The following is a 26,119-nucleotide window of genomic DNA, read 5'->3' as shown; positions in this document are numbered from 1 at the left end:
CCCCCGCCCCCCCCCCGCCACTGCCATCTCGCACCCTTATTGACTGCCTGGTCAGTTATTAGTACGAGACGGGCGTCGCCTTCAAGGAGCGCGCCATGGCTCGCACGGTGGTGTGCCCGTCCCGGATCCGCCGGTCCCGTCCAACCCCGCCGACCCGGCCCGGGTTCACCCGGTTGGCCAACGGCCCCCACGCTCCCGCGGTCCCCCGCATGCATCGGCTGCTCCCCCGGCGCGGCGCGGTCCCGGCCCTCACCCTGGCGCTTGTCGCCCTTGCCGGCTGGGCCGGCCTGCTGGCCCTTGCCGGCTCGGCCGGCTTGCTGGCCCTTGCCGGCTGGGCCGGCTTGCTGGCCTTGACCCGCCTCGATCCGCTCGCCACGCCCTGCGCGGCCGAGCCGGCGCCGATGCGCTCGTCTTGAGCCGTCCTCGCCGTTTTGCCTTCGCCCCGGCCCATCGCCGGGGCCTCCCCCACAGATGCGGCGGCGCTTCCCTTGCGGGGAGCCCGCCACATCTGGAAGGAGCGGCCGCATCCGCCCCCTCGCGGCCGCTCCTTCACGCTTCTCCCGACAGCTTTCCGCCCCACGCCGAACCGGTACGCGCGACGATCATGAGACCCAGCCCGATCCTCCGGGGCGCCGGCCGCTCGGCCGTCCACCGCTCGGCCATTCTGGCCGCGCTGCTCGTTGCGGGCCCGGCCTGCGCCGACGCGCCCGTCCTCACCGCCAAGACCGATACCAAGACCGATACCAAGGCCGACGCCAAGACCGACGCCAAGAGCGCCGCGACGCAAGCGGCGCCGCAGGCCGGCCTGCTGGCCCAGGTCCGCGTGGTCACGGCGGCGCTGGCTCCGGTCTCGGCCCAGGTCGCCCTGACCGGCGACATCCAGGCCAAGTTCCTGAGCAACATCGCCTTCCGGGTCAGCGGCAAGATCCAGGAGCGCCTGGTCGAGGTGGGCGAGCACGTCACCGCCGACCAGGTGCTGGCCCGACTCGAGCCGCAGGAGCAGCAGGTCAACGTCGACACCGCGCAGGCCGCCCTCGCCTCGGCCGAGGCCCTGCTGACCCAGGCGCGGGTGAGCTTCGAGCGCCAGCAATCGCTGATGCGCGGCGGCTACACCACCCGCACCGCCTACGACCAGGCCGAGCAGACCCTGCGCACCACCCAGGCTTCGGTGGAATCGGCCAGGGCCGCCCTCGGCAATGCCCGCGAGCAGTTCTCCTATACCGAGCTGAAGACCGGCGTCCCCGGCATCATCACGGCGCGCAACGCGGAGGCCGGCCAGGTGGTGCAGTCGGGCCAGACCGTCTTCACCCTGGCCCAGGACGGCCCGCGGGACGCGGTGTTCATCGTCTCCGAGACGCTGCTCGCCGAACCGCCGGAGGGCAGGACCATCGACGTCATCCTCCTGTCCGACCCGCGGGTGCGCGTCACCGGCACGGTCCGGGAGATCTCCCCGGCGGTCGATCCGTCCTCGGGCGGCGTGCGGGTCAAGATCGGCCTGTCGGCGGTACCGCCCGAGATGTCGCTGGGCGCCACGGTGGCGGGCCTCGGCCGCTTCCGGTCCCGGCAGGCGATCAGCCTGCCCTGGAGCGCGCTGTTCCGCTGGCAGGACCGGCCGGCGGTCTGGGTGCTCGATCCGGGCAGCGGCACCGTCGCGCCGAAGACCGTCACCATCGACCGCTATGCCGGCTCGGCCATCGTGCTCTCGGACGGCATCGCGCCGGGCGAGCGGGTGGTCACCGCCGGGATCCAGCTCCTGCGCCCGGGCCAGAAGGTCGCGGTGGTCGGGGAGGACGCGAAGTGAAGCACGTCCCCGCCCTCGCCGTTCTCGTGTTTCTGGCCGCCTGCCAGGCGGAAAAGGTCGAGGCGCCGCCGCCGGTGCGGCCGGTCCTCACCACCAAGGTCGAGGTCCGCACCGCCGAGACCTTCGGGCCGTTCGCCGGCACGGTCGAGCCGCGCTACCAGACGCAAGCCGGGTTCCGGGTCCCGGGCCGGATGGTCGCCCGCGACGTCTATGTCGGCGACCTGGTGCCCAAGGGGGCGCGGCTCGCCGCCCTCGATCCCACCGTGCTGCAATTCGCCGTCACCCGGGCCCGGGCGGACGTCACCGACGCCGAGGCGCAGCTTGCCAATGCCAGCGCCGTCGAGGGGCGCCAGCGCACCCTGTTCGAGGGCGGCAACGTCACCCAGGCCGCCCTCGACGCGGCGGTGGCCACCCGCGACACCGCCACGGCGCGCCTGGCCCAGGCGAAGGCCGCCCTCCAGAAGGCGACCGACGAGCTGGGCTACGCCACCCTGAAGGCCGATGTCGACGGGGTGGTGACCGCCTGGAGCGCCGAGATCGGCCAGGTGGTGAGCGCCGGCCAGGCCGTGGTGACGCTCGCCCGGCCCGACATCCGCGAGGCGGTGGTCGACATCCCGGACGGGCTGATGGCCGGCATCACGGCCGGCACCGCGTTCACCGTGACGCTCCAGGCCGCCCCGACCATCACCGTCAAGGGCCTGGTGCGCGAGATCGGCCCCCTCGCCGACCCGGCGACCCGGACGCGCCGGGTGCGGATGACCCTCGTCGCCCCCCCGGAGGCGTTCCGCCTCGGGACCACCATCACGGTGGCGCTGGCGCGCGCCACCCCGCCGCGCATCAGCCTGCCGGCCACCGCCCTGCTGCGGGAGGACACCCGCACCAGCGTCTGGGTGGTCGCACCGGACGGCAAGTCGGTCTCCCGCCGCGAGGTCGCGGTCGTCCCGCGGGACGCCACCGTCGACCCCGACGACGACGCGGTGACCCTGAGCGACGGCCTCAAGGCCGGCGAGACCGTGGTGGTGGCGGGCGTCCACAGCCTGAAGGACGGGCAGCCGGTGCGCCTCGTCGCCTCCGGCCTCTGACCGCTCCCCGATTCTGTCGCGCGCGGCCGGACGGCCCGTCTCCCAAACCCCTTTCAGCGCGAGGTCGCGCCCGATGAAGTCGTTCAATCTCTCCGAATGGGCGCTGTCGCACCGCTCCTTCGTCTGGTTCCTGATGGCGGTGGCGATCGTCGCCGGGGCGATGTCCTACCGCAAGCTCGGCCGCGAGGAAGACCCGGCCTTCGCCATCAAGACCATGGTGGTGCAGGCGGTGTGGCCCGGGGCCACCATCGCCGACACCCTCGACCAGGTCACCGACCGGATCGAGAAGGAGCTGCAACAGATCGGCGCGGTGGACTACACCCGCAGCTACACCACGCCCGGCCAGGCGACGGTGTTCGTGAACCTGCGCGACACCACCCCGCCGCAGACGATCCCCTGGCTGTTCTACCAGGTCCGCAAGCGCCTCGGCGACATCAAGGGCAACTTCCCGCAGGGAATGCAGGGGCCGTTCTTCAACGACGAGTTCGGCGACGTCTACGGCAACGTCTACGCCTTCACGGCCGACGGGCTCTCGATGCGCCAGCTGCGCGACTACGTCGAGACGGTGCGGACCCGGATCATCAAGGTGCCGAGCATTGGCAAGACCCAGATCATCGGTGCCCAGAACGAGGTGATCTATCTCGGCTTCTCGACCCGCAAGCTCGCCGGCCTCGGCGTCGACTCGCAATCGCTGATCAAGACCTTGCAGGCCCAGAACGCGGTGGCGCCCTCGGGCGTGATCCAGGCCGGGCCGGAGCGGGTCTCGGTGCGGGTCGGCGGCCAGTTCACCGACGAGAACAGCCTGAAGGCCATCAACCTGCGGGTCAACGACCGGTTCTTCCGCCTCTCCGACGTGGCCGAGATCGAGCGCGGCACCATCGATCCGCCCGAAGCGCTCTTCCGCTACAACGGCAAGCCGGCGATCGGGCTCGCCATCGCCATGCAGCAGAGCGGCAACCTGCTCGAATTCGGCGCGGCCTTGAAGTCCCGGATGCGCCAGGTCGAGGCCGAGCTCCCCGTCGGCGTCGGCATCCATCTCGTCTCGGACCAGCCGCGCATCGTCGAGGAGGCGGTCGGCGGCTTCACCAAGGCCCTCGTCGAGGCGGTGGTGATCGTGCTCGTGGTCTCGTTCCTGAGCCTCGGGATGCGGGCCGGCCTCGTCGTCTCGTTCTCGATCCCGCTGGTGCTCGCCATCGTGTTCGTCATCATGGAGATCATGGGGGTCACGCTGCAACGCATCTCGCTCGGCGCGCTCATCATCGCGCTCGGCCTCCTCGTCGACGACGCGATGATCACCGTCGAGATGATGGTGGCGCGGCTGGAAGCCGGCGACAGCCTGCACAAGGCCGCGACCTTCGCCTACACCTCCACCGCCTTCCCGATGCTGACCGGCACCCTCGTCACCGTCGCGGGCTTCCTGCCGATCGGCTTCAACGGCTCGGCGGCGGGTGAATACACCTACTCGCTGTTCGTGGTGATCGCGGCCTCGCTCCTCGTCTCCTGGGTGGTGGCGGTGTTGTTCGCGCCGCTCATCGGCATGAAGATCCTGCCGAAGACCATGAAGGGCCACCACGAGAAGCCGAGCCGCCTGCTCAACGCCTTCCGGGCCCTGCTGCTGCCGGCGATGCGCTTCCGCTGGATCACCGTGGCGGTCTGCATCGGGATGCTCGGTGCCGCGATCGTCGGCATGGGCCACGTGCAGCAGCAATTCTTCCCGGCCTCCGACCGGCCCGAGGTGCTGGTCGACCTGACGCTGCCGCAGAATGCCAGCATCAGTGAGACCAAGGCGCAGATGGACCGGTTCGAGGAATCCCTGAAGGGCGATCCGGAGATCAAGCGCTGGAGTTCCTATGTCGGCCAGGGCGCGATCCGCTTCTACCTGCCCCTCGACCAGCAGCTCTCCAACGCCTTCTTCGGCCAGATCGTGATCGAGACCGTGTCGCTGGAGGCCCGCGACCGCACCATGGCACGGCTCAACGCGCTCGCCCGGCGCGACTTCGTCGGCACCGACGTCTTCCTCCATCCCCTCGATCTCGGCCCCCCGGTCGGCCGGCCGATCCAGTACCGGGTCAGCGGCCCCGACCTCCAGGTGGTGCGGGCGCAAGCCCTCAAGCTCGCCAACCTGATCGCGCAGAACCCGCATATCGGCCTGCCGACCTTCGACTGGAACGAGCCCGGCAAGGTGCTGCGGGTCGAGATCCTCCAGGACAAGGCGCGCCAGCTCGGCGTGACCTCGCAGGACATCGCCGGCATCCTCAACGGCGTGGTCGGCGGCACCACGATCACCCAGGTCCGCGACGCGATCTACCTTGTCGACGTGGTCGGCCGGGCGCAGGGGCCGGAACGGCGTTCCGTCGACACGCTCCAGAGCCTCCAGGTCCCGACCGCCGGCGGCGCGACGGTGCCGCTGCTCGCCTTCGCCAAGATCCACTACGACCTGGAGCAGCCGATCGTCTGGCGCCGGGACCGGATGCCGACGATCACGGTCCGCGCCGCGATCACGGACGCGACCCAGCCGCCGACGGTGGTCGACGCCCTCGCGCCCGCCTTGAGCCAGTTCCGCTCCGAGCTGCCGGACGGCTACGACGTCGCGACCGGCGGCGCCGTGGAGGAGGCGGCCAAGGGCCAGGGTCCGATCGCCGCGGTGGTGCCGGTGATGCTGCTGGTGATGGCCTTCTTCCTGATGGTTCAGCTCCAGAGCCTCCAGAAGCTCTTCCTCGTCTCGAGCGTGGCGCCCCTCGGCCTGATCGGGGTCGTCGCGGCGCTGCTGCCGTCAGGCGCGCCGATGGGCTTCGTGGCGATCCTCGGCATCCTGGCGCTGATCGGCATCATCATCCGCAACGCCGTGATCCTGGTGACCCAGATCGACGAGTTCGAGGCGGAGGGCATGACCCCGTGGGACGCCGTGGTGGAGGCGACCTGCCACCGCATGCGCCCGATCCTGCTCACGGCGGCGGCCGCGAGCCTCGGCATGGTGCCGATCGCCCGCGAGGTCTTCTGGGGACCGATGGCCTACGCGATGATCGGCGGCATCATCGCGGCGACCTTCCTGACCCTGTTCTTCCTGCCGGCGCTCTATGTCGGCTGGTACCGGATCCGGCCGCAGACGGCGACCCGACCCCCAGTCGACCACGGACACGCCACCGCCACCCGATAGGACATCGACCGGCCGGCCCCCGCGCCGACGGCGATGTCGGCGCCCCACGCCTCGGGCCGAGCGTGAGGGGAAGCGGGCGTGAACCGGCGGTGCCACCGATTTTCCGTCTGCCTTGATGCGGACAAGGCCCCGGTTCCTGGCGGAACCGGGGCCTTGTCAGATGGCAATCAGATGGCGATCCCGGGAAGCAGCCCTTACTTTGGCCGCTCTCACTTGGCCGCTCTCACTTGGCCGCCGGCATCGGCCCTCCGGCGAGTTCGGGATAGTCCTTGAGCATCTGGGCACCGTTGAGGGGCTTGGCCAGGCCCTGATGGCAGGTGGTGCAGTTGGCCTTCGGCGGGTCGCCCTCCGGCCCGAGCCGGGCCTCGGGCAGGACCGGGGTCAGCGGCGTGATGTAGGTGCCGTTGATGTCGCGCACCATCCGGATGCCGTGCCAGGCGGTGACGCGCTTCGGGGTGCTCTCCTCCCAGGACGAGAAGGCGCGGCTGTTGTGGCAGTAGGTGCAATTGACGCCCAACCCTTCCGACATGTGGATCATCAGGGCATAGGTCTTCTCGGTGGTCTGGAGCGGCTTCGACGGGCTGGTGGGCAGGGCCGTCTTTGCCGCGACCCGGATCGCGTTCTGGTCGGTGTCCTTGTCGCCGAGCAGATCCTTGTAGGGGTCATAGTTCAGCGAGGTCAGGCCGGCCTCGGGCGCCGGGTGGTTCTGGCCGCCGTCCCGGGCGGCGAAGCCTTGCGCGTGGGGGGGCCCGGGATTGTCGTGCCAGACCCCTTTCGGAACCGGGTTGCCGCGGTGGCAGGTGTAGCAGGTGACGCCGGTCTGACCGACGTGGTTCTTCCAGTCGGCGTTGATGTGCCGGACCATCCGGAGCATCGAGCGCGCCACCGTCTTCGCGTAGACGCTGTCGTCGGCCATGTTCTCGACGTTGTGGCAATAGGCGCAGCCCTGCTCGGGCGCCACCCACTCGGTGATCGAAACCATCAGGCGGTTGAACTGGTCGGTCGAGAGGTCGGTCAGCACCTTGACGTTCTGGTAGGTCTGCGTCGCCGGATCGCCGCCGGGCGGGGCAGGGTCCTGCGGCGCCGGCGCGGCGTTCTCGTCGAGCTTCACCGCCAGGGCGCGGGGATTCTGCACCTGCACCATGCCGGTGCCGCGGAAGCCCGTCTGCTCGGAGCGGACCGGGGGCCTCGTCCAGCCCGCGGTGCCGAACATCGCGCCGGTCAGCAGCACCGCCGCCACGACGCCGAGGATTTGGAGCGCGAGCTTCATGGCGTGCCTCCCGGGTTGGCCAGCGGATCCACCACCGGGCCGTAGATCTGCGGGTAGTGCGGGGCGACGCCGTGCTTGACCGCCCAGAGGTACCAGTTGTCGACCACGGTGCCGGTGAGCAGGATGCCGATGCCGCCGGTGAGCGTGGTGAGGAAGGCGAACCACCACAGCCAGCGGTGGACCGATTCCATCGTGGCGTTGAAGCCCATGGTCCAGCGCCAGAACAGGGCGGCGCGCTCGGTCGCGGTCCCGCGATCGACGATCTGCTCGATCTCACGCTCGCCGCCGTAGCGGCTCACCGCCAGGATGGTGGCGCCGTGCATGGCGAACAGCATCGTCGACCCGTACAGGAAGACGATCGAGAGCATGTGGAACGGGTTGTAGAACAGGTTGCCGTAGCGCAGCGAGAACGCCGCGGTCCAGTCGAGATGCGGGAAGATCCCGAACGGCACCGCCTCGCTCCAGCTCCCCATCAGGATCGGCCGGATGAACCCGAGCACCAGGTAGAGCCAGATCGCCGAGGCGAAGGCCCAGGGCACGTGGTAGCCGAGGCCCAGCGCCTGCGCGCGGCGGAAGAGCCGCACCCACCACAGTAGGATCGAGGCGGTGAGGAAGAAGCCGGCCAGCAGCCACCAGCCGCCCTCCGCCAGCGGCGGCAGGATCTTGAGCCCGTATTCCGGTCGGGGCGGCTCGAGGGCGAGCCAGGGCAACTGGCGGATGAACTGCACCGGATCCCAGTTCACCGACGCCCACATGTTGAGGCCGATGATCTCGAAGGCGATGAAGCCGCTCGCCAGCGACAGGGTGCCGAGGGTGCCGAGATAGATCGGCCCGATCTGGGCATTGCCGATGAGGCCGGCGAGGTAGCTGAAGCCGCCCTGGCCGGTGCGGTTCTCGATCTCCGGAATCTCGACCCCGGCCTCCGGGTGGAGCGGATGGACCTGAACCTGCGTGTAGATGTTCTGATAATACCCCATGGTGGCGGATGCCTTCTGAAGGGTGGTGTCTTACGAACGCGGCAGGAAACCGGAGCCGGAACTCAGCGCCAGATCGGCAGGCTCAGCCACCAGCCCCACCATTCGGGCCAGCCGCGGGTCCAGAACGGGCCGCTGATGACGATGCAGACGGCGCTCCAGAACCCGGCCGAGAGGGCGAGGAACAGGCCCAGCCGATGGATGCCGAGCGTGCCGATCGAGTAGCCGATCGTGTCGCGGAAGTAGGTGTCCTCGTGCTCGGGGGTCTTGACCACCTCGCCCTTTCCGGGATTGACCGAGGACAGGATCAGCGAGCCGTGCAGCGACAGCGCGAAGGTCGTCGTGAAGAAGAACGTCACGCCGAGCATATGCGCCGGGTTGTAGTGGAAGTGGAGATACTGATATCCAACGTTCGACACCCAATCGAGGTGGCTCAGGATCCCGTAGGGGAAGCCGTGGCCCCAGGCGCCCATCAGCATCGGTCGGATCACCACCAGGGTCACGTAGGCGAAGATCGCGACCGAGAAGGCGAACGGGACGTGGTAGCCGATGCCGAGCTTGCGGCAGATCTCGACCTCGCGCAGGGCCCAGGACCCGAAGGACCCGACAGCGCAGAAGGTGATGATCTGCCACAGGCCGCCCTCGCGTAAGGGAGCCAGGGCCAGGCCGTATGACAGGTCGGGCGGTGCAATGTTGATCTGCCAGACGTTCCAGGTCGGGCCGATCGCCGCGCCCCAGACGATCAGTCCGGTGCCGAGCAGGGTGAAGAACAGGCCCGTGACCCCGAAGAAGCCGACATAGAACGGCCCGACCCAGAAATCGAACAGGTCGCCGCCGAGCAAAGTGCCTCCGCGGACCCGGTATTTGCGCTCGAAGTTCAGCATGGCCATTGGCGCGGCCCTCCCCGTCCGCGAAAAGCGTGGTGGCCGCGGGTGGGGTGTCATCCCCGCCCGCGGTGCGAGGGCGCCCGTCACGAGGGGCGCCCGGTCCGCCGGCCGATCAGGTCGGCAGGACGAGGCTGTGGGGGATCTCCGCCTTCTTCACCGCCGGGCCTTCCAGCCAGTTGAACCGGTTGGTGCTGAGCAGGATGAAGTGGATCAGGATCGCGAGCACGAACAGGAAGGTGGCGAGGGCCACCAGCGTGCGGCGCGGATCGAAGAGAAGCCAGACCTTATGCATGGCGGACGTCCTTGCCTACGAGATGAAGGGCAGGATGCTGGTGGCGGCGACCTTCACGCCGCTCTCCAGCGCGGAATAGCCGTTCGGCCCGGGCAGCCAGGGCCGCCACAGCCAGACGAGGAAGTGCGCGACGACCGCGATCGCCGTGAAGATGATGAAGCTGGTGACGAAGATTCCGTGGAACTCCTTCGCCTCCTCTTCGGTGAGTCCTGACAGTACGCTGGGTTTGTCCATGCCGTTGGCCATTGCCGAACCTCCGGATGCGGATCCGCGCGGGGGCTCCCGCGCGGCTTTGCCCGGCCGTGACGGACGGGCGGTCTCTCCGCCGCCCAGGATGGGGGCGGAAACTCGGACCCGACAGGAGACCTCGGACCGGGCGAGCCGGCCCGGCGGCCTCACCCCATGAAGGCGAAGGGGATCGCCGAGAGCGCCATCGCCCGCGCCTCGCCGAAGACCGAGCGCCGGGGCCCGATCGGGGCGGCGGGCCCCGGCCGCAGGCGCTGGAGCAAGGCGGCGACGACGAAGACCGGGTAGGTCGCCGCCAGGATGGCCCGGAACTGGACCGCCTCCGAACGGGACCGGGACACCGTGACGAACGAACGGGACATGGTTCCGGCTCTCATGATCTCGGCTCTCCTCCCTGCCCGCGGGATTCCGCGAGGCGTGTTGGTGGCCGGCGCGGCGGATGCCGCGCCGGAAAAGGCGCAGCCGTCAGGCCGCCGCGAGCGCGACGCGGGCGCGCTCGACGAAAGCGCCGGTGACGCTGTCGGCCCCCGCGCGGGCCGCTTCGCGCTCGGCGGCGTCGCGCAGGCGCTTGGCGAAGGAGATCCGCACCAGGACCGGGCTCGCCTCCACCGAGGCGTCGAGGCGCTGGCGGGCCTCGTCGTCCCAGGGCAGCGCCGAGTGAGCGGAATTCGGCGCCCGGGCCGGCGTCGCCTCGACGGCGTCCATGTCGCGGGACAGCGGCAGGATGTGGAAGAGCGCGTCGAACAGCGCGTTGCAGACTTCCTGCACCAGGTAGGTCGCGCCCGAGTAGCCCATGAACGGCGTGCCGGTGTGCCGCCGCACCACGGCACCGGGGAACGAGGCCGGGATGAACATCGCCCGGCCGCCGCTCTCGGCGAGGTAGAGGCGCTCGTTGTAGGAGCCGAACAGGACCAGCGGCGGCGTCTCGCGGATCGCCTGCCGGACGGCCGCGTTGTCGGGCTTGGCGCCGGCTTTTCGCGAAAACGCGAACCGGCAGGGCAGGCCCATCTCGTCCTCGAGGAAGTGGCGCAGGCCGCGGGCATAGGTGTCGGTCGCCACCACGCCGAAGCTCGCCGAGGCGAAGAAGTCCTGCGTCACCGAGCGCCAGAGGTCCCACAGGGGCTTCAGCGTCGTGTGCTTCTCCCGCTCGATGAACGGCTCGGGATCGAGCCCCAGAATCTCGCCGAGCGCGCGCAGGAACTTGGTGGTGCTGTGCACGCCGATCGGCGCCTGGAGATAGGGCCGGTCGAGGGCTTCGCAGAGCAGCCGCCCGAATTCGCGGTAGAGGCAGATATTGGCGTCGGCCTCGACGAGGCGCGGGATGTCGGACAGGTGGGTGCCGAGCGGGAAGACCAGGTTCACCTCGGCGCCGATGCCCTCGACGAGGCGCCGGATCTCGGCGAGGTCGGAGGGCATGTTGAAGGTGCCGTAGGCCGGGCCGATCAGGTTGACCCGCGGCTTGACGCCTTCCGCCCGCTCCGGCCGCGGCGGGATCACGCCCTTCTTGGCGGCTTTCTTGGCGCCGTACTCGGCCCAGAGCCAGGACAGGGCCCGGTCGGCGGATTGCCACTGGTCCTCGTCGATGGTGCGGGGCAGGAAGCGCTGGAGGTTGGTGCCCTCCGGCGTGACGCCGCCACCGATCATCTCGGCGATCGAGCCGGTGACGACGACGCTCGGCTCCTTCGGATCGAGCGTCGCGTGGGCGCGGCGCATCGCGCCCTCGGTGCCGTGGCGGCCGAGTTCCTCTTCGGCGAGGCCGGTGACGACGATCGGCAATTCGTGCGGCGGCAGCGCGTCGGTGTAGTGCAGCACCGAGGTCACCGGCAGGTTCTCGCAGCCCACCGGGCCGTCGATAACCACTTGCAGGCCCTTCACCGCCGTGAAGACGTAGACGGCGCCCCAATAGCCGCCGGCGCGGTCGTGATCGAGGACGAGCATCAGGCCATCTCCCCGACCGGCTTCTCGGGTGCGGCGCGCTTCACCGCCGCGCGCTTCTTCGGCACGTCCTCCCAGATGCCGGAGGCATGACCCGTGCCGACGCCGGCGAAGAACGACCGCATCGCGTCGAACCGCTCGCGCTGTCCCATCGCGCCGTTGATCACCTGGGCGAGCGAGCCGGCCCCGGCGACGCCCATCAGCGGGCGGGCCGAGATCAGGTTGGTGAAGTAGAGGGCGGGAATCGCCCGCTCCTTGGCCTTCTGCACCACCGGCGTCGTGCCGATGGCGAGGTCGGGCCCGAATTCCTCGACCGCGGCGAGGTCCTGCTCCAGGGAGGCGCGGAACTGCACCCGGCAGCCATGGGCTTCGAGCCAGTCGCGGTCGGCTTCCGCATGCTTGGTGCGCGGGCAGGCGGTGCCGACGTAAGGAACCTCGGCGCCGCTCTCGACCAGCAGGCGGGCCACCAGCAGCTCCGAGCCCTCGTAGCCGGTCAGCGTGATCCGGCCGCGGATCGGGTTGGCGGAGAGCGCAGCCCGGATCGCCGGCAGGAACCGGTTCTTGGCCGCCGCGACCATCGCGGGCGCGACGCCGCAGGTCTCGCCGATCGCGTCGAGCCAGACGGCGGTGCCGTCATGGCCGACCGGGCCTGAGGCGACCGCCGGGCGGCCCGCCGCCTCGAACTCGCGCAAGGAGGCGGTGTAGAACGGGTGGATCGCCGCCACCGCCGTACAATCCAGCGCCGCGTAAAGCTCGCGCCATTCCCGCGTCGGCACGACCGGGCCCGCCGCGAGGCCGAGCGGTTCGAGGAGCGCCCCGATCTGCATCGGATCGGCTGGGAACATCTCGCCGAGGAGCGCGACGGTCGGGCGCCCGTCGCGGCCCTGGTGGGTTGTGCCTTGGCGCGGCGCCGCGACGGGGCCCTGCTCCGCTTCCGCCCGCGCGACCTTCAGCATCGCGCCGGCGAGCACGTCCTTGGCCTCGGCATGGGTGGGGACGCCGAAGCCCGGAACGTCAATCCCGATGATCCGCACCCCGTCGATCTCCCGCGGCAGCAGCCGCAGCGGCACGCCGGAGGCGGTCGGGACGCAGAGGTTGATGACCACGACCGCGTCGTGGAGGGCCGGATCGGCGGTGGCGTGGACCGCGTCGCGGATGTCCTCGAACAGCTTGCCGGTGACCAGGGTCTCGGAATTGAACGGCACGTAGCCGACGGTCCGCCGCGCGCCGTAGAAATGCGAGGTGAAGGTGAGGCCGTAGACGCAGCAGGCCGAGCCGGACAGGATCGTGGCGGTGCGGCGCATCCGCAAACCCACCCGCAGCGAGCCGAAGGCCGGGCACATGCTCTGCGGCTGGTCGTGCGGGCCGACCGGATAGTCGCGCTTCAGGGCGTCCAGCGTCTCGCCCATGCCGGCGGCCTGGGCCGCTTGGCGCATCGTCTCCTTGCCGGAATGGCAGCCGAGCCCGTCCTGGCGCGTCGCCGCCAGGTTGACCGGGGTGTCGACGGGTGTTCGGGCGCGGAGCGCCGCGAGATCGAGGGAGGCGCCCATGGTCAGACCGCCTCGTAGACGACTTCGAGGGAGGGCTTCCGCTCGACCGGCCGGCCGCGCATGTCGGCGTCGCTTGCCGGATCGAGCACCACACCGCGCCCGACCGCCTCGCCCTTGAACAGGCCGAGGAGCTGGTCTTGGCTGAGCGGCGTCGGCCGGTGCGGCAGGGCGGTGCCGATATTGTCGGCGAGTTCGGCGAAGAGCGGGCCCCAGCGCCCATCCGGCCGGCCGATGATCTCGTAATTCGCGCTCTTCTTGCGGATATCGTCGTCGGCCGGGATCGAGGCGAGGATCGGGATGCCGGCCGCTTCCGCGAAGGCTTGCGCCTCGCCGGTGCCGTCATCCTTGTTGATGACGAGGCCGCCGACGCCGACATTGCCGCCGAGCTTGCGGAAATACTCCACCGCCGAGCAGACATTGTTGGCGACGTAGAGCGATTGCAGGTCGTTCGAGCCGACGACGATGACCTTCTGGCACATGTCGCGGGCGATCGGCAGGCCGAAGCCGCCGCAGACCACATCACCCAAAAAGTCGAGCAGGACGTAGTCGAAGCCCCATTCGTGGAAGCCGAGCTTTTCGAGCAGCTCGAAGCCGTGAATGATGCCGCGTCCGCCGCAGCCGCGGCCGACCTCCGGCCCGCCGAGTTCCATGGCGAAGACGCCGTCGCGCTTGAAGCAGACGTCGCCGATCTCGACCGATTCGCCGGCGAGCTTGCGCCGGGTCGAGGTCTCGATGATCGTCGGGCAGGCCCGGCCGCCGAAGAGCAGCGAGGTCGTGTCGCTCTTCGGGTCGCAGCCGATCAGCAGCACCCGCTTGCCCTGCTGCGCCAGCATGTAGGACAGGTTGGCGAGCGTGAAGCTCTTGCCGATGCCGCCCTTGCCATAGATGGCGATGATCTGCGTCTCGCGGGTCGCGGTGGTGGGCACCGGGTCCGGCGGGATCGCGGCTTCGGCCCGCAGGATCGAAGCCTGGAGGGCGGCGCCGGTCAGCGAAGCGTTCATGGCTGGGCTCTCCAATCGAGGATCATCTTGAGGCAGTCGGGATCGCCGAAGGCGGTGCGGTAGGCGTCAGGCGCCTCTGCGGCCGGGCGGCGGTGGGTGACGAGCTGGTCGAGGGACAGGGCGCCGCTGCCGGCCATGGCCGCCACCGCGTCGAGGTCGTGGGGCTGCCACTGCGCCGCGACGCGGATCCGCGCCTCGCGCAAGAATGCCGCCGGGAAGGCGAAGGAGAGCGGCGCCTCGTAGAAGCCCGCCAGCACCACCTCGCCGCCGGGCTGGAGCCGGGCGATCAGCGTGTCGAGGAGGCCGGCATCGCCGCTCGCATCGATGATGCGGGCGTAAGCGGTGTCGTCCTGAGCCGGATCGATCACCGGGTAGGCTTGCTGCGTGCCGCGGCGGGCGGGATCGCGCTCCCACACCACCGGGTCGAGGCCGGAGACCCGCATCAGCCGGACGAGGAGCCGGCCCAGCACCCCGTGCCCGACGACGAGCTGACGCCCCTGGCCCTCGCTCCCTGCGAGCGCGTGACGGGCGGTGGCGGCAAGCGCCAGCAGGATGCCGCGCTCGCCGAGAGACTCGGGGATCGGCCGCAGCCGGCTGCCGGCAGAGACAAGGTGCGAGGCCGCGCCGCCGAACAGCCCGCGGACCGGCCCGAAGCAGCGGGCGCCCGGCACGAACACCGTCTCGCCGACGCGACGGCCGGAATCGGGGCCCGCCTCGACGACGACACCGACGGATTCGTAGCCGGGGACCAGCGGGTAGCCCATGCCGGGGAAGTCCGGCATCCGCCCCGACCAGAGCAGGCGCTCGGTGCCGGTGCTGATGCCGCTCCAGGCGACCGCCACGGTCGCGTCGGCGGGGCCGGGTGCGTCGAGAGCGAGGTCGGCAAGGCCGAGCCGTTCGGGACGGTCGAGGATCACGGCCTGCGCGTGCATGCGGTACGACCCTCCCCTGTTCGCGGACATGTGCCGCTCGAAGCGGCAGATGTCATCTTAGTTGGACAATGATCTGCGTCAAGTTTGCTTTACACTTTTGATGCGAGAAGCCCGCCTCAGGGGGCCGTCGCGACGAGCAGGCGGACCAGCATCGGGCGCCGGGTCCGGCACTCGCGCACCCGCGCGAAGCCCGCCTCCGCGAGCATCGCGGCGAGTTCGGCCGCCCTGCGGGGCCGGCCGCTGCCCATGGCGAGGAGGTAGAGCCCGAAATAGGCGTCACCGATCGGCTCGGCGCCGGGCGTGCCGGCCATCGGCTCGGCGAGAAGCAGCGTGCCGCCGGGGGGCAGGGCCGCGCGGGCGGCCTTCAGGAGGGCGAGGGCCGGCCCATCGTCGTGGTCGTGCACCACGCGCACCAGGGACACTGCGTCGGCCCCGTGCGGCAGCCCGTCGTGGAAGCTGCCACCGCGGGCTTGGGCGCGCTCCGCCAGCCCCTCCGCGGCGAAGCGGCGTTCGGCGCGGGCCGCCACCGGCGGCAGGTCGAACAGCGTGACGCGCAAGGACGGGCTGCTGCGCGCCGCCTCGACCGCGAAGGCGCCCTCGCCGCCGCCGACATCGAGGAGATGGGCGTGAGGGCGAAGCGGATAGGCATCGAGGATGTCGCGGGCGACAAGCGCCTGCGAGGCGCCCATCAGGGCGCTGTAGGATTCGACCGCCGCCGCGTCGATTCCGGCCGGGTCGTTCGTCCCCGCATAGGCCCAGTATCCCGAGAGCCGGGTCGGCCCGTTCGTGCCGCGCAGGAGCGCGACGGGATCGCGCAGGTCGTCGTAGAGCATGGCGTGGTGGGCGACCATCGCGGCGACGGAGGGGTTGCCGAGGAGCGCGGCGCCGAGATCGCCGAGGGCGAATCGCCCGTCGCGCAGGAGCGTCAGCAGGCCCAGGGAGGCGGCGGCGCGCAGGAGGCAGAGGGCCCGGTCCGGCGGCAGGTCGAGGCGCCGGGCCAGGTCCGCCGGCGTCATCGGGCCGTCGGCGAGGATCCGGAACAGGTCGAGGCGCAGGCAGGCCGCCAGCACCTGGGCGTAGACGAAGCCGGCGCAGAGATCGAACAGGGCGCGGGCGTTGCGGCGGGCGATTCGACGGGTCGGCGGGAAGGCGGCGGCGAAACGCTGGAAGCGCGGGCTGGCGATCAGGCGGTGGCGCCAGGCGAGGTAGCGCGCGTGCCATCCGGAGCGCGACGGCGGGACGACCGGGGTCGCCGGAAGGGCGTGCGGGACGGGTGTCATGACCCTCCCCCCTCTGCGGGGGAGGGTGCCCCGCGGAGCGGGGCGGGAGAGGGGAACCACGCTTCAGGGTAAGGCGGAGCCGCTCTGAAGGGCGTTCCATTCTGCAACGTCGCGCCGCCCCTCTCGGCGGGACTTCGTCCCGCTGCGCTCATTCCATTCGCCACCCTCCCCCGCCGAGGGGGGAGGGTTCGGACGCGCGGCGCCCCGCCTCGCGCGCAAGCCACCCCGGTCCTCATCGCTCAAGCCACCAGGCTCTGCGCCAGCCGCGCCGGCAGGAACAGCCGGGTCTGGGCCAGGATCTCCTCCCGCAGCGCCGCGACGCCGGGGCAGTCCGGGATCACCGCCATCGCCTCGTGGGCGAGGTCGGAGAGGCGGCGCAACGCCCCGTCCATGCCGAGCAGCGCCGCCGCGTTGGGCCGTCCGAGGGTCACGTCGCGCCCCACCGGCTTGCCGATCTCCTCCTGGCGGCAGGCGACGTCGCGCAAGTCGTCGGCGACCTGGTAAGCCTCGCCGAGATATTCGCCGAGCAGGCGCCAGCCCATCGGCTCGGCCCCGGCGGCGGCGGCCCCCGTCACGGTCGAGGCGGCAAAGAGCGCGCCGGTCTTCGCCTGCTGGTAGACCGAGAGCCCGACCTGCGGCTCGGATTCCCACGCCTGACCCGCCACGATGCCGGCCGGCGAGCCCACCGCGCGGGCCACCAGCCCGACCAGGGCCGCCAGGCGCGTCGGCGTGCGGGCCGCACCGCGGGCCAGGGTCTCGAAGGCGAGCACGATCAGGGCATCGCCGGTGAGGACCGCCAGGGGCTCGCCAAAGGCGACATGCACCGTCGGCTTGCGCCGGCGCTCCGCCGCATCGTCGAAGCAGGGCAGGTCGTCATGGACCAGCGAGGCGCAGTGCAGAAGCTCGATCGCCGCGGCGGCGGCGTCGGCGGCGGCCGGATCGTCGTCGCCGCAGGCGCGGGCGACGGCAAGGCAGAGCCGCGGGCGGATGCGGTGCCCGCCCGGAAAGACCGCGTAGCGGATCGCCTCCGCGAGGAGCGGCGGCGCGCCGGGCGCCTCCGCATAGGCCACGGCCACGTCCAGGGCTCGCTCGATGCGCCGACCGTCATCCATGCGCCGCTCCCTCGCTGTCATTTCGTTTGAACATCTCAAACTGTCAATTTAGATTGACACTATCGGAGCGGGAGATCAACGGCGTGGCGCACGAACGGGCGGTGGTGATCGGGGCGGGAATCGGCGGGCTGGTCGCCGCGCTGAAGCTCGCCGCTGCCGGCCTGCCGGTGACGCTGGTCGAGACAGCGGCCCGTCCCGGCGGCAAGATGCGCCGGGTCGCGGCCGGGCCGCTGGAGGTGGAGGCCGGCCCGACGGTCTTCACCATGCGCTGGGTCTTCGAGGAGATCTTTTCGGAATGCGGCGCCGATTTCGGCACCCGCGTCGCCCTCAGCCCCACGGCGATCCTCGCCCGCCATGCCTGGAGCGCGACCGAACGGCTCGACCTCTTCGCCGATCCCGAACGCTCCGAGGTGGCCATCGCCGATTTCGCGGGACCGCGCGAGGCGGAGGGGTTCCGGCGCTTCCGCGCCCGGGCCGCCGAGATCTACCGCACCCTCGAAGACCCGTTCATCCGCGGCCAGCGGCCGGGCCCGGTCGACCTCGCGGTCCGGGCCGGTCCCCGGGGCCTCGGCGGCTTGCTGCGCATCCAGCCCTTCACCACAATGTGGTCGGCGCTGGCTGAGTATTTTCACGATCCGCGCCTGCGCCAGCTCTTCGGGCGCTACGCCACCTATTGCGGCTCGTCGCCCTTCGCCGCCCCGGCGACCCTGATGCTGGTCGCCCATGTCGAGATGGAGGGCGTCTGGACCGTCGCGGGCGGGCTGTCCCGGCTCGCCGCCGCGGTCGCCGCCCTCGCCGCGGAGCGCGGGGCCATCCTGCGCTACGGCGTGCGCGCGACGGACATCGTCGCCGAGGGCGGGCGCGTCGCCGGCGTGAGGCTCGAGACCGGCGAGCGGCTGCCGGCAACCCGAGTGGTGGCGAATGCCGACGTGGCGGCGCTGGCCGACGGGCTGTTCGGACCGGGCGCCCAACGGGCGGTCGATCCGGTGCCGATGGCGGAGCGCTCGCTCTCGGCCGTGACCTTCGCGGTGGCGGGCCGGCCCGCAGGGTTCGACCTCGTGCGCCACAACGTGTTCTTCTCGCCCGATTACGCCGCCGAGTTCGCCGACCTGACCCGCCACGGCCGCCTGCCGCGCGACCCCACGGTCTATGTCTGCGCGCAGGACCGCGACGATGACGGGATGCCGTCCGACACGCCGGAAGCCCTGCTCTGCCTCGTCAACGCCCCCGCGCGGGGCGCCGCCCTGCCGCCTGAGGAGATCGCCCGATGCCACGACACGATGAGCCGGCGGCTCTCCGCCTGCGGCCTGACGATCGCCGAGACGGCGCGGACGGTCACGGGGCCGGTGGAGTTCGGGACGCTGTTTCCGGCGACGGGCGGGGCGCTCTACGGCCGGGCCTCGCATGGCTGGATGGCGTCGTTCCGCCGGCCGGGGGCCCGCACCCGGCTGCCGGGCCTCTACCTGGCGGGGGGCAGCGTCCATCCGGGCCCGGGCGTGCCGATGGCGGCGCAATCGGGCCGGCTCGCGGCAGCGAGCGTGCTGGAGGACCTCGCTTCGACTTCCCCGTCGCGCCGGGCGGCTACGCCTGGTGGTACGTCGATGCGGTGAGCGACGACGGGCAGCACGGCCTGACCGTCATCGCGTTCCTGGGCAGCGTCTTCTCGCCCTACTACGCCTGGAGCGGGCGCGGCGACCCGATCAACCACTCGGCCGTCAACGTGGTGCTGTACGGCCGGCCCAAAGCCTGGGCGATGACCGAGCGCAGCCGGCGCCACGTCAGCCGGACCGCCACCTCGCTCGCCATCGGCCCGAGTTCGCTCGACTGGGACGGCACCACCCTGACGATCCGGGTGGACGAGGTGACGACCCCCCTGCCCGCACGGCTGACCGGCACGATCCGGGTCCGGCCCGGCGGGATCACGCCCGCTCCCTTCACCCTCGACGCCGAGGGGCACCACCGCTGGTGGCCGCTCGCGCCCACCTCGCGGGTCGAGGTGGCGTTCGACCGGCCGTCGTTGCGCTGGAGCGGCCACGCCTATTTCGACACCAACGAGGGCGACGTGCCGCTGGAGGCGTCGTTCAAGAGCTGGACTTGGTCGCGCGCGACGCTGACGCATGGTTCGGCGATCCTCTACGATGTCCTGCGCCGCGACGGCAGCCGCCAGGACCTGTCGCTGCGCTTCGACCCGGACGGCACCCCGCGCCCGATCGCGCCGCCGGTCCCGGCCGCGCTCCCGCGCACGCTCTGGCGCCTGGAGCGGGCGACCCGCAGCGACGACGGCCGGGCGGCGGTGCTGCGGCGCTTCGAGGACGCGCCGTTCTACTCGCGCTCGCTGCTCTCGGCCCGGATCTGCGGCGAGGCGGTGCAGCCGGTCCACGAATCGCTCGACCTCGACCGGCTCACCCACCCGCTGGTGCGGTTCATGCTGCCCTTCCGCATGCCCCGCCCCCACGGGTGAGGCGACGCGCGCGCGCATCCAAGACCGCGCATCCAAGAAGACCGTGCATCCAAGGCCGCGTGCCGGCCGGTCCACCAGCCCCGGGAGAACGCCATGGTGGAGACCGCGAAACTGGAGAAGGCCGAGAACGAGGGCGGGTGGCTCACCCGGCTCTCCGCCTTCGTCTTCCTGCACACCGAGCACGCGATCTACGCCGCCCTCGGCGTGCTGCTGGCCCTCACCGCGGTGATGGCGCTGGTGGATGCCGCCGGCATGACCCTCAAGGCGGTGACCGCGGTCGGCGCCGCCGCGCAGCTCCTCGACGTGGTCGACCGGCTGCTGTTCCTGCTGATGCTGGTCGAAATCCTGCACACGGTGCGGGTGTCGATGCGCTCCGGCCGGCTGACCTGCGAGCCGTTCCTGATCGTCGGGCTGATCGCCTCGATCCGGCGCGTCCTCGTCCTCACGCTCCAGACCGCCGAGCAGATGCATGCCAGCGAGTGGAATGCCCAGAAGGAGGCACTGTTTCGCGCCTCGATGATCGAGCTCGGCGTCCTGGCCGGGCTGATCCTGGTGATGGTGGTGTCGATCTTCCTGCTCCACCGCGCCCGGGACACCGACGAGCCGGCCGGGTCCGAGTAGGGCGCGGCTCACCGCACGGTCCGGCGTGCAACCCCCGCCGGCCGAACGGCATTGATGGGGTTGAGCATGGCACACTTGAAAGGAGGCTCGTGATGGGCTTGGTGTTCTTCCTGGTCTTCGTCTGCCCGTGGATTGCGGTGGCGTTCCTCTCCAGCCGCGGCACGCTGATGAAGCCGAAGCCCTACTGACGAAACGCGGCGTGGGACGCCGGCCGCACGCTATGGCCGGCGTCCCCGATCAGGCGCCGCGCAGGACTCGCCGCCACCAGGACGGCCGTCCCGCGCTCAGGCGGCGGGCGTGCTCGTCGGCGGCGTCCTACTTCAAGCGGTGGACCACCGGGTTGCACGCCTCCTGGTCGGCGACGAGGGCCGAGGCGGGCCGGGCCGAGACGCCATGGCGCACGCGATAGGCCGCCGCGTCGAAGCTCGCCGACGGGTCGAGGTCCCGCCTTCCGCCGTGGCGGAGCAGATGCGCGAAGGCATCCCGGTTGCGGCCGATCTCGGCGCCGTAGCGATCGAGGTAATGGGCGATGTCGAACAGCGCATTGGGGGCGTAACGCTGGCTGCGGCGATGCGTGAGGTAGTGGCTTAACGCCGAGGTGCCGGGGCGCAGGCCGTAGGTGCGGATGTACCAGGACGGCTCGAAGTAGGAGATCGGCCGCAGGCCCGACCGCTCGCCGACCCGGATATAATGGCAGAGCGGGTTCACGCCGGCGGGATTCCCGTCAAGATACAGGGCCGCGTACCAGGCCGGATCGCAGTAGAGGTTCGGGCGTCGGCCCTCTCGGGCACCGAACCGGCAGAAATGCTCCAGCGGATCGCCCCCGTCGGCAACGACATCGGGCGATTCGAGCAGGTAGTGGTTGACGTCGAACAGGCCCGAACGGGCGATGACGTCGTAGTCCTTGGATGTCGCCATGGCTGCCGGCACGCAGTGGACTTGAGAATTTTTCTCAACACTCTCGACGCAGGCCGCATCGTTCCGGGGTCGCGATCGCGGATCCAGAAAGGCAGGACCGCGGACAAATCTGGATCGAGCGGCGGGGATTCCGCCTCGTTGCTTCGATCTTGTGCGCCTGGATTCCGGCGTCCGCTTTCGCGACCCCGGAATGATACCAACGGTCGTTGAAAACGACCTTTGGTGCCGGTCTCGCATTGTCGCCAAGCCCGAGGTCCCGGACATCGGCGCTTGGCATCGACACTTCGAGAGGGAGTCAACGGCCGCGTCGGTCTCGGGCCTGCCCGAGATCGAATCGATGCGTCAGCATCTTCGGCCGTCGGTATGACATTGTGGATTTCAGATCTGCCGCGGCGATCGGGTCATCGTCACACGACAGACATCCGCCCGGTCAGACCAACGGCCTGGGATACCGACGCATCGATCCACTCTCGGGGCAGGACCGAGATCGACGCGATCGTTGACCGGTCTCGAAGTCTCGATGGCGAGTCAGGTGCATGGCGATACGTCGGGCGCGGAAACCCACAGTCGTCGTCAACGACGGCCGGTCGCCTATCCCTCATGACGCCACCACGGACGCATAGTAGTACGGCGTCTCGAAATGCAGCGTGACGGTCGTGCCGGCAATCCAGTCGGTCGTGTAGACCGGGTGGCCACGGCAGCGGGCGAGGAGATCGGTCCGTTCGTTGGGAATCGCCACATGGTCGGTCGGCCAGTCGGTGCGGATCCGCAGCAGACTGTAGCCGAGCCCGAGCAGGTGCTCGATCACCGCCTTGGAGCTGGAGCCGTGCCGGCGCAGGTGCTGCTCCTCGATCTCGACGAACAGCACCGGGCGGTCGCGGGCGAGGAGGTTCTGCATGCCGGCGAGCGCCTGCGCCTCGGCACCCTGGATGTCCATCTTGATGAAGGCGATCGGCGGCAGGGGCAGGTCGTCGAGCCGGACCGTGAGGACGAGGTCGCCGCCGCGGCCGATGCCAGTATGGCCGAGATTGACGGTGCCGGCGGCCGTCAGGGTCGCCTCCAGAGGCTCCATCTCGACCGTGTCGCCGGACCGGTCGGTGACGGCCATCTTGTAGGTGCGGACGTGGTCGCAGCGGTTGGCCAGCACATTGTGCTGGAGCTGCGAGAAGCAGAGGCCGAGCGGCTCGAAGGCGTGGACCGATCCGCGCGGAACGAGGCCGGCGAGCCGGACCGTATGGTAGCCGAGATTGGCGCCGAGATCGACGACGTGAGAGGTCTCGTCGAGGACGAGGCGCGCGATGTCGATGAGATGCGGCTCCCACTCGCCGGTCTCGGCGATCGTCCGGCCTATGAAATCCTGCTCCACGACCAGGAAGGTACCGTGCCGCGCCGCGACCGTCCGGAAGGTCGGGATGAAGCGGGGGCTCGGCGCGGGAGCGAGCAGCCCGTCGATGAGGCTCTGCCACTCGGGCACGCGCACGTGCCAATCGTAAGCCTGCCGGCAATGCTCCTGCTGCGCCACCGCCCGTTCCGGGTCGCCCTGCCATGGATCGGCCAGTTCCTCGGCCAGCACGGAGGCGAAGGCGCGGGCATGGGCGGCCGGATCGGCGACATGGGGGTAGAGGCGGGCGAAGCCTGCGGTGGTCTCCGGCAGCGCGCCGTGGCTCGGGCAGACGACCCGGCAGCCGGCGGCCATCGCCTCGATGACGGCGAGGCAGGAGGTCTCCGCGAAGGTGCTCGGATAGGCCAGGATGTCGATGTCGGCGAGCGCGGCGCGCAAAGCGGCATTGGGCAGGAGGCCGTGATAGTGCCCGTTCGGCAGCGCCGCCGCGCGGGCATAGAGATCGGCATAAGGCGCGTCGTCGGCGCCCGGGCCGTAGAGCTTGTGCGACGACCAGACATGCAGCTCGGCCCCCTCGGGCGCGAGCTGTTCCCAGGCGTCCAGCAGCACGGCGAGGCCCCGATAGGGGGTGCTGGTATAGGCGACCTTGAGGGGCGCGCGGCGGACGGGCGCGCGGTTCCGCTCCGGCACCTCGGTGGCGTTGCGCAGCACGGTGCAGCGCTCGGGCGGCAGGCCGAAGGTCGCCAAGAACTGCGCCCGCTGCCACTCCGACACGAAGACGAAGCGCGCCACGCGGCTCACCTTGGCGGTGTCGCGCAGCCAGGCCACGGCCGGCTGGTCGGTGGCGTGGTGGATCCACACCACGAGCGGGCGCCCATCGCGCCGGGTCTCGTCGTAGCCGTTCAGGCACAGGTCGATGCGAGGAAGCGCCGCGCCCAGGCGCCGGGTCAGGCCCTCCTGCATCAGCTCGGTGCCGCCCTGAGCGCGCGTCGGCGCCCAAGGCGCCGGGCGGGCGACGCCTGACCAGTAGCCCGGCAGGTCGGCCGGCCGGATTCCCGGGCGCGTCAAGGACAGGACGCCGCTCCGGCCCTCGAGGGGGATCGGCAGCTTCTCGAGAGCAAAGCGCGCATTGACGGCGTAGCGTCGGCGCTCGCCTGCCGGCGCAGTCGGGCAGGCCAGGAGATCGAGGCAAGCGGCGAGGCAGTGCCAGTAGCGGCCGGCCCAATAGGCATTGACGGCATATTCGTCGCGCAGGCCGTATTCGTAGATCCAGGTCTCGACGAACAGCGCGTCCTCCGGCAGCCTCAGGTTCAAGGCGGCTTCGGCGAAGCGCAAGCCCTCCTCGTAGCGCTCGGCGAGGCGGCAGGCGTGGCTGGCGGAGTAAGGCGCCTCCGCCCGGTGCGGGCAGAGCGCGATCGCCCGGCGGTGGACCGCCAGGACGTCGTCCAGCGGCCGCCCGAGACTCGCCATCAGCCGGGCGGCGTTGACCAGCGCGAGATAAGCCTCCTCCTGCCAGAACCCCATCTCGGCCCGCCGCAAATAGGCGGCGACCGCCTCCTCCCGAGCGCCGCAATCGCGGTAGCTCTGGGCGAGGTAGAAGGTGTAGCGGGAGAGGAGGAACGGGTCCGTCTCCGTCGCCAGGGCGGCCTCCAGGATCGCAGCGTCGCGCCGATAGGTCTCGCCGTCGCGGCGGCGGGCGCCGTCGGGATGGGACCGCATGACCAAGTCGAGAGAGGCCCTGTGGGTCGCCTCCGGGCAGTCGATGAATTCGTGCAGCACGCCTCGGTAGCGCCATGACAGGGCATTCCGCACCAACTGGGTACGCCGGTAGGCGAGCCCGGCGAACGAGATGCCGACGTCATAGGCATCCGCCGCGAGGTCGGGCAGAACGTAGTCCGGGGGCAGGAGCAGCTCGTCGTCGGCGTCGATGATCAGCGTGTAAGTGCCGTGCGGGCGCGCCAGCGCCAGAGCTTCGGATCGGTTATGGGCGAAGTCCACCCAAGGGCGCTCGACAAGCTGCCCCGGCAGGCCGGCCAACGCCGCCCGCACCAGGTCCTGAGTCCCGTCAGTGGAGCCGGTATCGACGACGATCCAGTGGTCGATCAGCGGCCGCACCGAATTCAGGCACCGGCGGATCACCGCCGCCTCGTTCCTGACGATCATCGCGAGGCAGAGGGTCTGGCCGGACGGGGTCATGCGGGATCCTGGAGAGGGCGCGTGGGCGATGGCCGCGGGTCGGGACGGGGCGACCGGTGAATCAGGCCGGGGCGGGTCGAGGATTCACCGCACGGCGGGCTGGACTCCCCGCAGGCGGCTGTCCGGGGACAACACCGGCGCCGGTCTCGCCCTCTCCTCGCGCCGCTCACGGCCTCGGACAGCCTTCCGCGCGAAGGCCGAGGGGGCGCCACCGCCTCGTCCTTCCCTCAGAGCCCCCGAAGTGGCCCGCGGCGCGCCGCGAGGAGCGCCGGCAGGCCGGATTCGGCGCGGGAGGTCGGCGCGGCTCACGCGCGCCGCAGGAGCCGGTCGAGGACCGAGGGCTTGACCGCGACCGCCTGCGCGGCGAGCCGCGCCCTGACGCGGTCGACGACCGGGCCGTGGAGCACGACCGGCGCGCAGGCCAGTTCCAGGTTCAGGGCCGCGGCGACGAGGTCCGGGTGCAGGGTGATGGGGCCGTCGTGGGACTCGAAGGTGCCGCGGTTGCCGCAATCGAGGTAGCTCTCGGCGGGCATCCCGTCGGCGAGCAGAACATCGTGCACCGCCAGCTCGACATGATGGTAGACGACCTCCGGCCAGGCGAGCTGCACCACCGACGTGCCGTTCACGAGGCAGCCGGCCGGGATCAGCACACCGTCGACGAAGAGCGCGTGGCCGGGCGAGACCACGAGGTCGCGGTGCGGCCGGCCGGGACCAAAGGCGTGTGCCGCGATGCGGACCGGATGCGCGCGCTCGGGCCGCGGGTGACGCCGCAGGTCGAGGCGACGGTGGCCGACCCAGCAGATGGCGACCGTCTCCCCGGCGGCGGTGACGACGGCGTCGCCGGCCCGCAGGGTCTCGACCGGGCGTTCTCCCTCCGGCGTCAGGATCCTCGTGCCTTGCGCGAAGCAGATGACCGGACCGGGCTCGCCGGTGGGGCCAGTCGGTCCCTCCGGACCGGTCGGGCCGGTCGCTCCCGCGGGACCGGTCGGGCCGGTGGCACCGGCACCGGTTGGCCCCGTCGGGCCGGCAGGACCGGTCGCTCCCGTGGAGCCGGAAGCGCCG

General features: G+C 71.0%; 22 protein-coding genes. 7 read left to right on the top strand and 15 right to left on the bottom strand.

Annotated features, from left to right (window positions below):
* The first annotated feature begins 209 nt into the window (after positions 1–209).
* From VP06_RS36410 to VP06_RS15700, 4 genes are all read left to right on the top strand, one after another.
* Complete coding sequence (locus tag VP06_RS36410) at positions 210–416, top strand: hypothetical protein (RefSeq protein WP_156295630.1); 207 nt, start codon at positions 210–212, stop codon at positions 414–416.
* Positions 417–604: 188 nt separating this feature from the next.
* Complete coding sequence (locus tag VP06_RS15710) at positions 605–1,801, top strand: efflux RND transporter periplasmic adaptor subunit (RefSeq protein WP_048464724.1); 1,197 nt, start codon at positions 605–607, stop codon at positions 1,799–1,801.
* Entirely contained in the window at positions 1,798–2,883 is a 1,086-nt protein-coding gene (locus tag VP06_RS15705) for an efflux RND transporter periplasmic adaptor subunit (RefSeq protein ID WP_048464723.1), read from the top strand. The genes VP06_RS15710 and VP06_RS15705 overlap by 4 nt, the downstream gene beginning before the upstream one ends.
* A 73-nt stretch (positions 2,884–2,956) precedes the next feature.
* A complete protein-coding gene (locus VP06_RS15700) occupies positions 2,957–6,040 on the top strand; it encodes an efflux RND transporter permease subunit (protein ID WP_048464722.1) in 3,084 nt (1,027 codons plus the stop codon).
* A 223-nt stretch (positions 6,041–6,263) separates the two neighbouring features.
* On the opposite strand, the gene pufC is transcribed toward VP06_RS15700, so the two are convergent.
* From pufC to VP06_RS15640, 12 genes are all read right to left on the bottom strand, one after another.
* Positions 6,264–7,310, bottom strand: a complete 1,047-nt coding sequence (gene pufC / locus VP06_RS15695; protein WP_048464721.1) for a photosynthetic reaction center cytochrome PufC — start codon at positions 7,308–7,310, stop codon at positions 6,264–6,266.
* On the bottom strand, positions 7,307–8,287 hold the full coding sequence (gene pufM / locus VP06_RS15690) for a photosynthetic reaction center subunit M (protein WP_048464720.1): 981 nt from the start codon (positions 8,285–8,287) through the stop codon (positions 7,307–7,309). The genes pufC and pufM overlap by 4 nt, the downstream gene beginning before the upstream one ends.
* A 62-nt stretch (positions 8,288–8,349) precedes the next feature.
* Entirely contained in the window at positions 8,350–9,174 is an 825-nt protein-coding gene (pufL, locus tag VP06_RS15685; protein ID WP_048464719.1) for a photosynthetic reaction center subunit L, read from the bottom strand.
* A 109-nt stretch (positions 9,175–9,283) separates the two neighbouring features.
* Positions 9,284–9,463 carry a light-harvesting antenna LH1, alpha subunit gene (pufA, locus tag VP06_RS15680; protein WP_048434403.1) on the bottom strand — a complete coding sequence of 60 codons (180 nt, stop codon included), beginning with the start codon at positions 9,461–9,463 and terminating at the stop codon, positions 9,284–9,286.
* Positions 9,464–9,478: 15 nt separating this feature from the next.
* Positions 9,479–9,709 (bottom strand): light-harvesting antenna LH1, beta subunit, encoded by a 231-nt coding sequence (gene pufB / locus VP06_RS15675; RefSeq protein ID WP_048464718.1) that lies wholly within the window; start codon positions 9,707–9,709, stop codon positions 9,479–9,481.
* A 149-nt stretch (positions 9,710–9,858) separates the two neighbouring features.
* Positions 9,859–10,071, bottom strand: a complete 213-nt coding sequence (locus VP06_RS15670; RefSeq protein ID WP_048464717.1) for a hypothetical protein — start codon at positions 10,069–10,071, stop codon at positions 9,859–9,861.
* A gap of 103 nt (positions 10,072–10,174) precedes the next feature.
* Positions 10,175–11,647, bottom strand: a complete 1,473-nt coding sequence (gene bchZ / locus VP06_RS15665) for a chlorophyllide a reductase subunit Z (RefSeq protein WP_048464716.1) — start codon at positions 11,645–11,647, stop codon at positions 10,175–10,177.
* On the bottom strand, positions 11,647–13,194 hold the full coding sequence (bchY, locus tag VP06_RS15660) for a chlorophyllide a reductase subunit Y (protein WP_048464715.1): 1,548 nt from the start codon (positions 13,192–13,194) through the stop codon (positions 11,647–11,649). Before bchY ends, bchZ begins: the two co-directional genes overlap by 1 nt.
* A 2-nt stretch (positions 13,195–13,196) precedes the next feature.
* Positions 13,197–14,195 (bottom strand): chlorophyllide a reductase iron protein subunit X, encoded by a 999-nt coding sequence (locus VP06_RS15655; RefSeq protein ID WP_048464714.1) that lies wholly within the window; start codon positions 14,193–14,195, stop codon positions 13,197–13,199.
* On the bottom strand, positions 14,192–15,127 hold the full coding sequence (bchC, locus tag VP06_RS15650; RefSeq protein ID WP_048464713.1) for a chlorophyll synthesis pathway protein BchC: 936 nt from the start codon (positions 15,125–15,127) through the stop codon (positions 14,192–14,194). The genes VP06_RS15655 and bchC overlap by 4 nt, the downstream gene beginning before the upstream one ends.
* Before the next feature lie 116 nt (positions 15,128–15,243).
* Entirely contained in the window at positions 15,244–16,407 is a 1,164-nt protein-coding gene (locus VP06_RS15645; RefSeq protein ID WP_048464712.1) for a methyltransferase, read from the bottom strand.
* 239 nt (positions 16,408–16,646) lie between these two features.
* The gene (locus VP06_RS15640; RefSeq protein WP_048464711.1) at positions 16,647–17,519 is read right to left on the bottom strand and encodes a polyprenyl synthetase family protein; all 873 of its coding nucleotides are present in this window, start codon (positions 17,517–17,519) and stop codon (positions 16,647–16,649) included.
* An 83-nt stretch (positions 17,520–17,602) separates the two neighbouring features.
* Here VP06_RS15640 and crtD point away from each other — a divergent pair, with 83 nt between their 5' ends.
* From crtD to VP06_RS15625, 3 genes are all read left to right on the top strand, one after another.
* On the top strand, positions 17,603–19,129 hold the full coding sequence (gene crtD / locus VP06_RS15635; protein ID WP_048464710.1) for a 1-hydroxycarotenoid 3,4-desaturase CrtD: 1,527 nt from the start codon (positions 17,603–17,605) through the stop codon (positions 19,127–19,129).
* Entirely contained in the window at positions 19,126–19,980 is an 855-nt protein-coding gene (locus VP06_RS15630; protein WP_048464709.1) for a carotenoid 1,2-hydratase, read from the top strand. The genes crtD and VP06_RS15630 overlap by 4 nt, the downstream gene beginning before the upstream one ends.
* Positions 19,981–20,073: 93 nt before the next feature.
* Positions 20,074–20,601 carry a phosphate-starvation-inducible PsiE family protein gene (locus tag VP06_RS15625; RefSeq protein WP_048464708.1) on the top strand — a complete coding sequence of 176 codons (528 nt, stop codon included), beginning with the start codon at positions 20,074–20,076 and terminating at the stop codon, positions 20,599–20,601.
* Between the two features lie 315 nt (positions 20,602–20,916).
* On the opposite strand, the gene VP06_RS15620 is transcribed toward VP06_RS15625, so the two are convergent.
* The 3 genes from VP06_RS15620 to VP06_RS15610 all read right to left on the bottom strand — a co-directional run.
* Positions 20,917–21,519 (bottom strand): hypothetical protein, encoded by a 603-nt coding sequence (locus tag VP06_RS15620; RefSeq protein ID WP_048464707.1) that lies wholly within the window; start codon positions 21,517–21,519, stop codon positions 20,917–20,919.
* Between the two features lie 598 nt (positions 21,520–22,117).
* The gene (locus VP06_RS34105) at positions 22,118–25,057 is read right to left on the bottom strand and encodes an FkbM family methyltransferase (RefSeq protein WP_063928396.1); all 2,940 of its coding nucleotides are present in this window, start codon (positions 25,055–25,057) and stop codon (positions 22,118–22,120) included.
* 305 nt (positions 25,058–25,362) lie between these two features.
* Positions 25,363–26,119 (bottom strand): Hint domain-containing protein (locus VP06_RS15610; protein ID WP_048464706.1); only part of this gene is annotated, 757 nt, incomplete at its 5' end.

Origin of the sequence: Methylobacterium aquaticum, assembly GCF_001043915.1 — a bacterium.
GTDB classification, from domain to species: Bacteria; Pseudomonadota; Alphaproteobacteria; order Rhizobiales; family Beijerinckiaceae; genus Methylobacterium; species Methylobacterium aquaticum.
The sequence above is the reverse complement of the archived record's forward strand: the minus strand, read 5'-3'. Positions and strand labels throughout refer to the sequence as shown.

What these genes read in the sequence shown, in the direction of transcription:
- VP06_RS36410 (WP_156295630.1), top strand. Translation starts at nt 210, where the DNA reads ATGCATCGGCTGCTCCCCCGGCGCGGCGCGGTCCCGGCCCTCACCCTG.
- VP06_RS15710 (WP_048464724.1), top strand. Translation starts at nt 605, where the DNA reads ATGAGACCCAGCCCGATCCTCCGGGGCGCCGGCCGCTCGGCCGTCCAC.
- VP06_RS15700 (WP_048464722.1), top strand. Translation starts at nt 2,957, where the DNA reads ATGAAGTCGTTCAATCTCTCCGAATGGGCGCTGTCGCACCGCTCCTTC.
- pufC (WP_048464721.1), bottom strand. Translation starts at nt 7,310, where the DNA reads ATGAAGCTCGCGCTCCAAATCCTCGGCGTCGTGGCGGCGGTGCTGCTG.
- pufM (WP_048464720.1), bottom strand. Translation starts at nt 8,287, where the DNA reads ATGGGGTATTATCAGAACATCTACACGCAGGTTCAGGTCCATCCGCTC.
- pufL (WP_048464719.1), bottom strand. Translation starts at nt 9,174, where the DNA reads ATGGCCATGCTGAACTTCGAGCGCAAATACCGGGTCCGCGGAGGCACT.
- pufA (WP_048434403.1), bottom strand. Translation starts at nt 9,463, where the DNA reads ATGCATAAGGTCTGGCTTCTCTTCGATCCGCGCCGCACGCTGGTGGCC.
- pufB (WP_048464718.1), bottom strand. Translation starts at nt 9,709, where the DNA reads ATGGCCAACGGCATGGACAAACCCAGCGTACTGTCAGGACTCACCGAA.
- VP06_RS15670 (WP_048464717.1), bottom strand. Translation starts at nt 10,071, where the DNA reads ATGTCCCGTTCGTTCGTCACGGTGTCCCGGTCCCGTTCGGAGGCGGTC.
- bchZ (WP_048464716.1), bottom strand. Translation starts at nt 11,647, where the DNA reads ATGCTCGTCCTCGATCACGACCGCGCCGGCGGCTATTGGGGCGCCGTC.
- bchY (WP_048464715.1), bottom strand. Translation starts at nt 13,194, where the DNA reads ATGGGCGCCTCCCTCGATCTCGCGGCGCTCCGCGCCCGAACACCCGTC.
- VP06_RS15655 (WP_048464714.1), bottom strand. Translation starts at nt 14,195, where the DNA reads ATGAACGCTTCGCTGACCGGCGCCGCCCTCCAGGCTTCGATCCTGCGG.
- bchC (WP_048464713.1), bottom strand. Translation starts at nt 15,127, where the DNA reads ATGCACGCGCAGGCCGTGATCCTCGACCGTCCCGAACGGCTCGGCCTT.
- VP06_RS15645 (WP_048464712.1), bottom strand. Translation starts at nt 16,407, where the DNA reads ATGACACCCGTCCCGCACGCCCTTCCGGCGACCCCGGTCGTCCCGCCG.
- VP06_RS15640 (WP_048464711.1), bottom strand. Translation starts at nt 17,519, where the DNA reads ATGGATGACGGTCGGCGCATCGAGCGAGCCCTGGACGTGGCCGTGGCC.
- VP06_RS15625 (WP_048464708.1), top strand. Translation starts at nt 20,074, where the DNA reads ATGGTGGAGACCGCGAAACTGGAGAAGGCCGAGAACGAGGGCGGGTGG.
- VP06_RS15620 (WP_048464707.1), bottom strand. Translation starts at nt 21,519, where the DNA reads ATGGCGACATCCAAGGACTACGACGTCATCGCCCGTTCGGGCCTGTTC.
- VP06_RS34105 (WP_063928396.1), bottom strand. Translation starts at nt 25,057, where the DNA reads ATGACCCCGTCCGGCCAGACCCTCTGCCTCGCGATGATCGTCAGGAAC.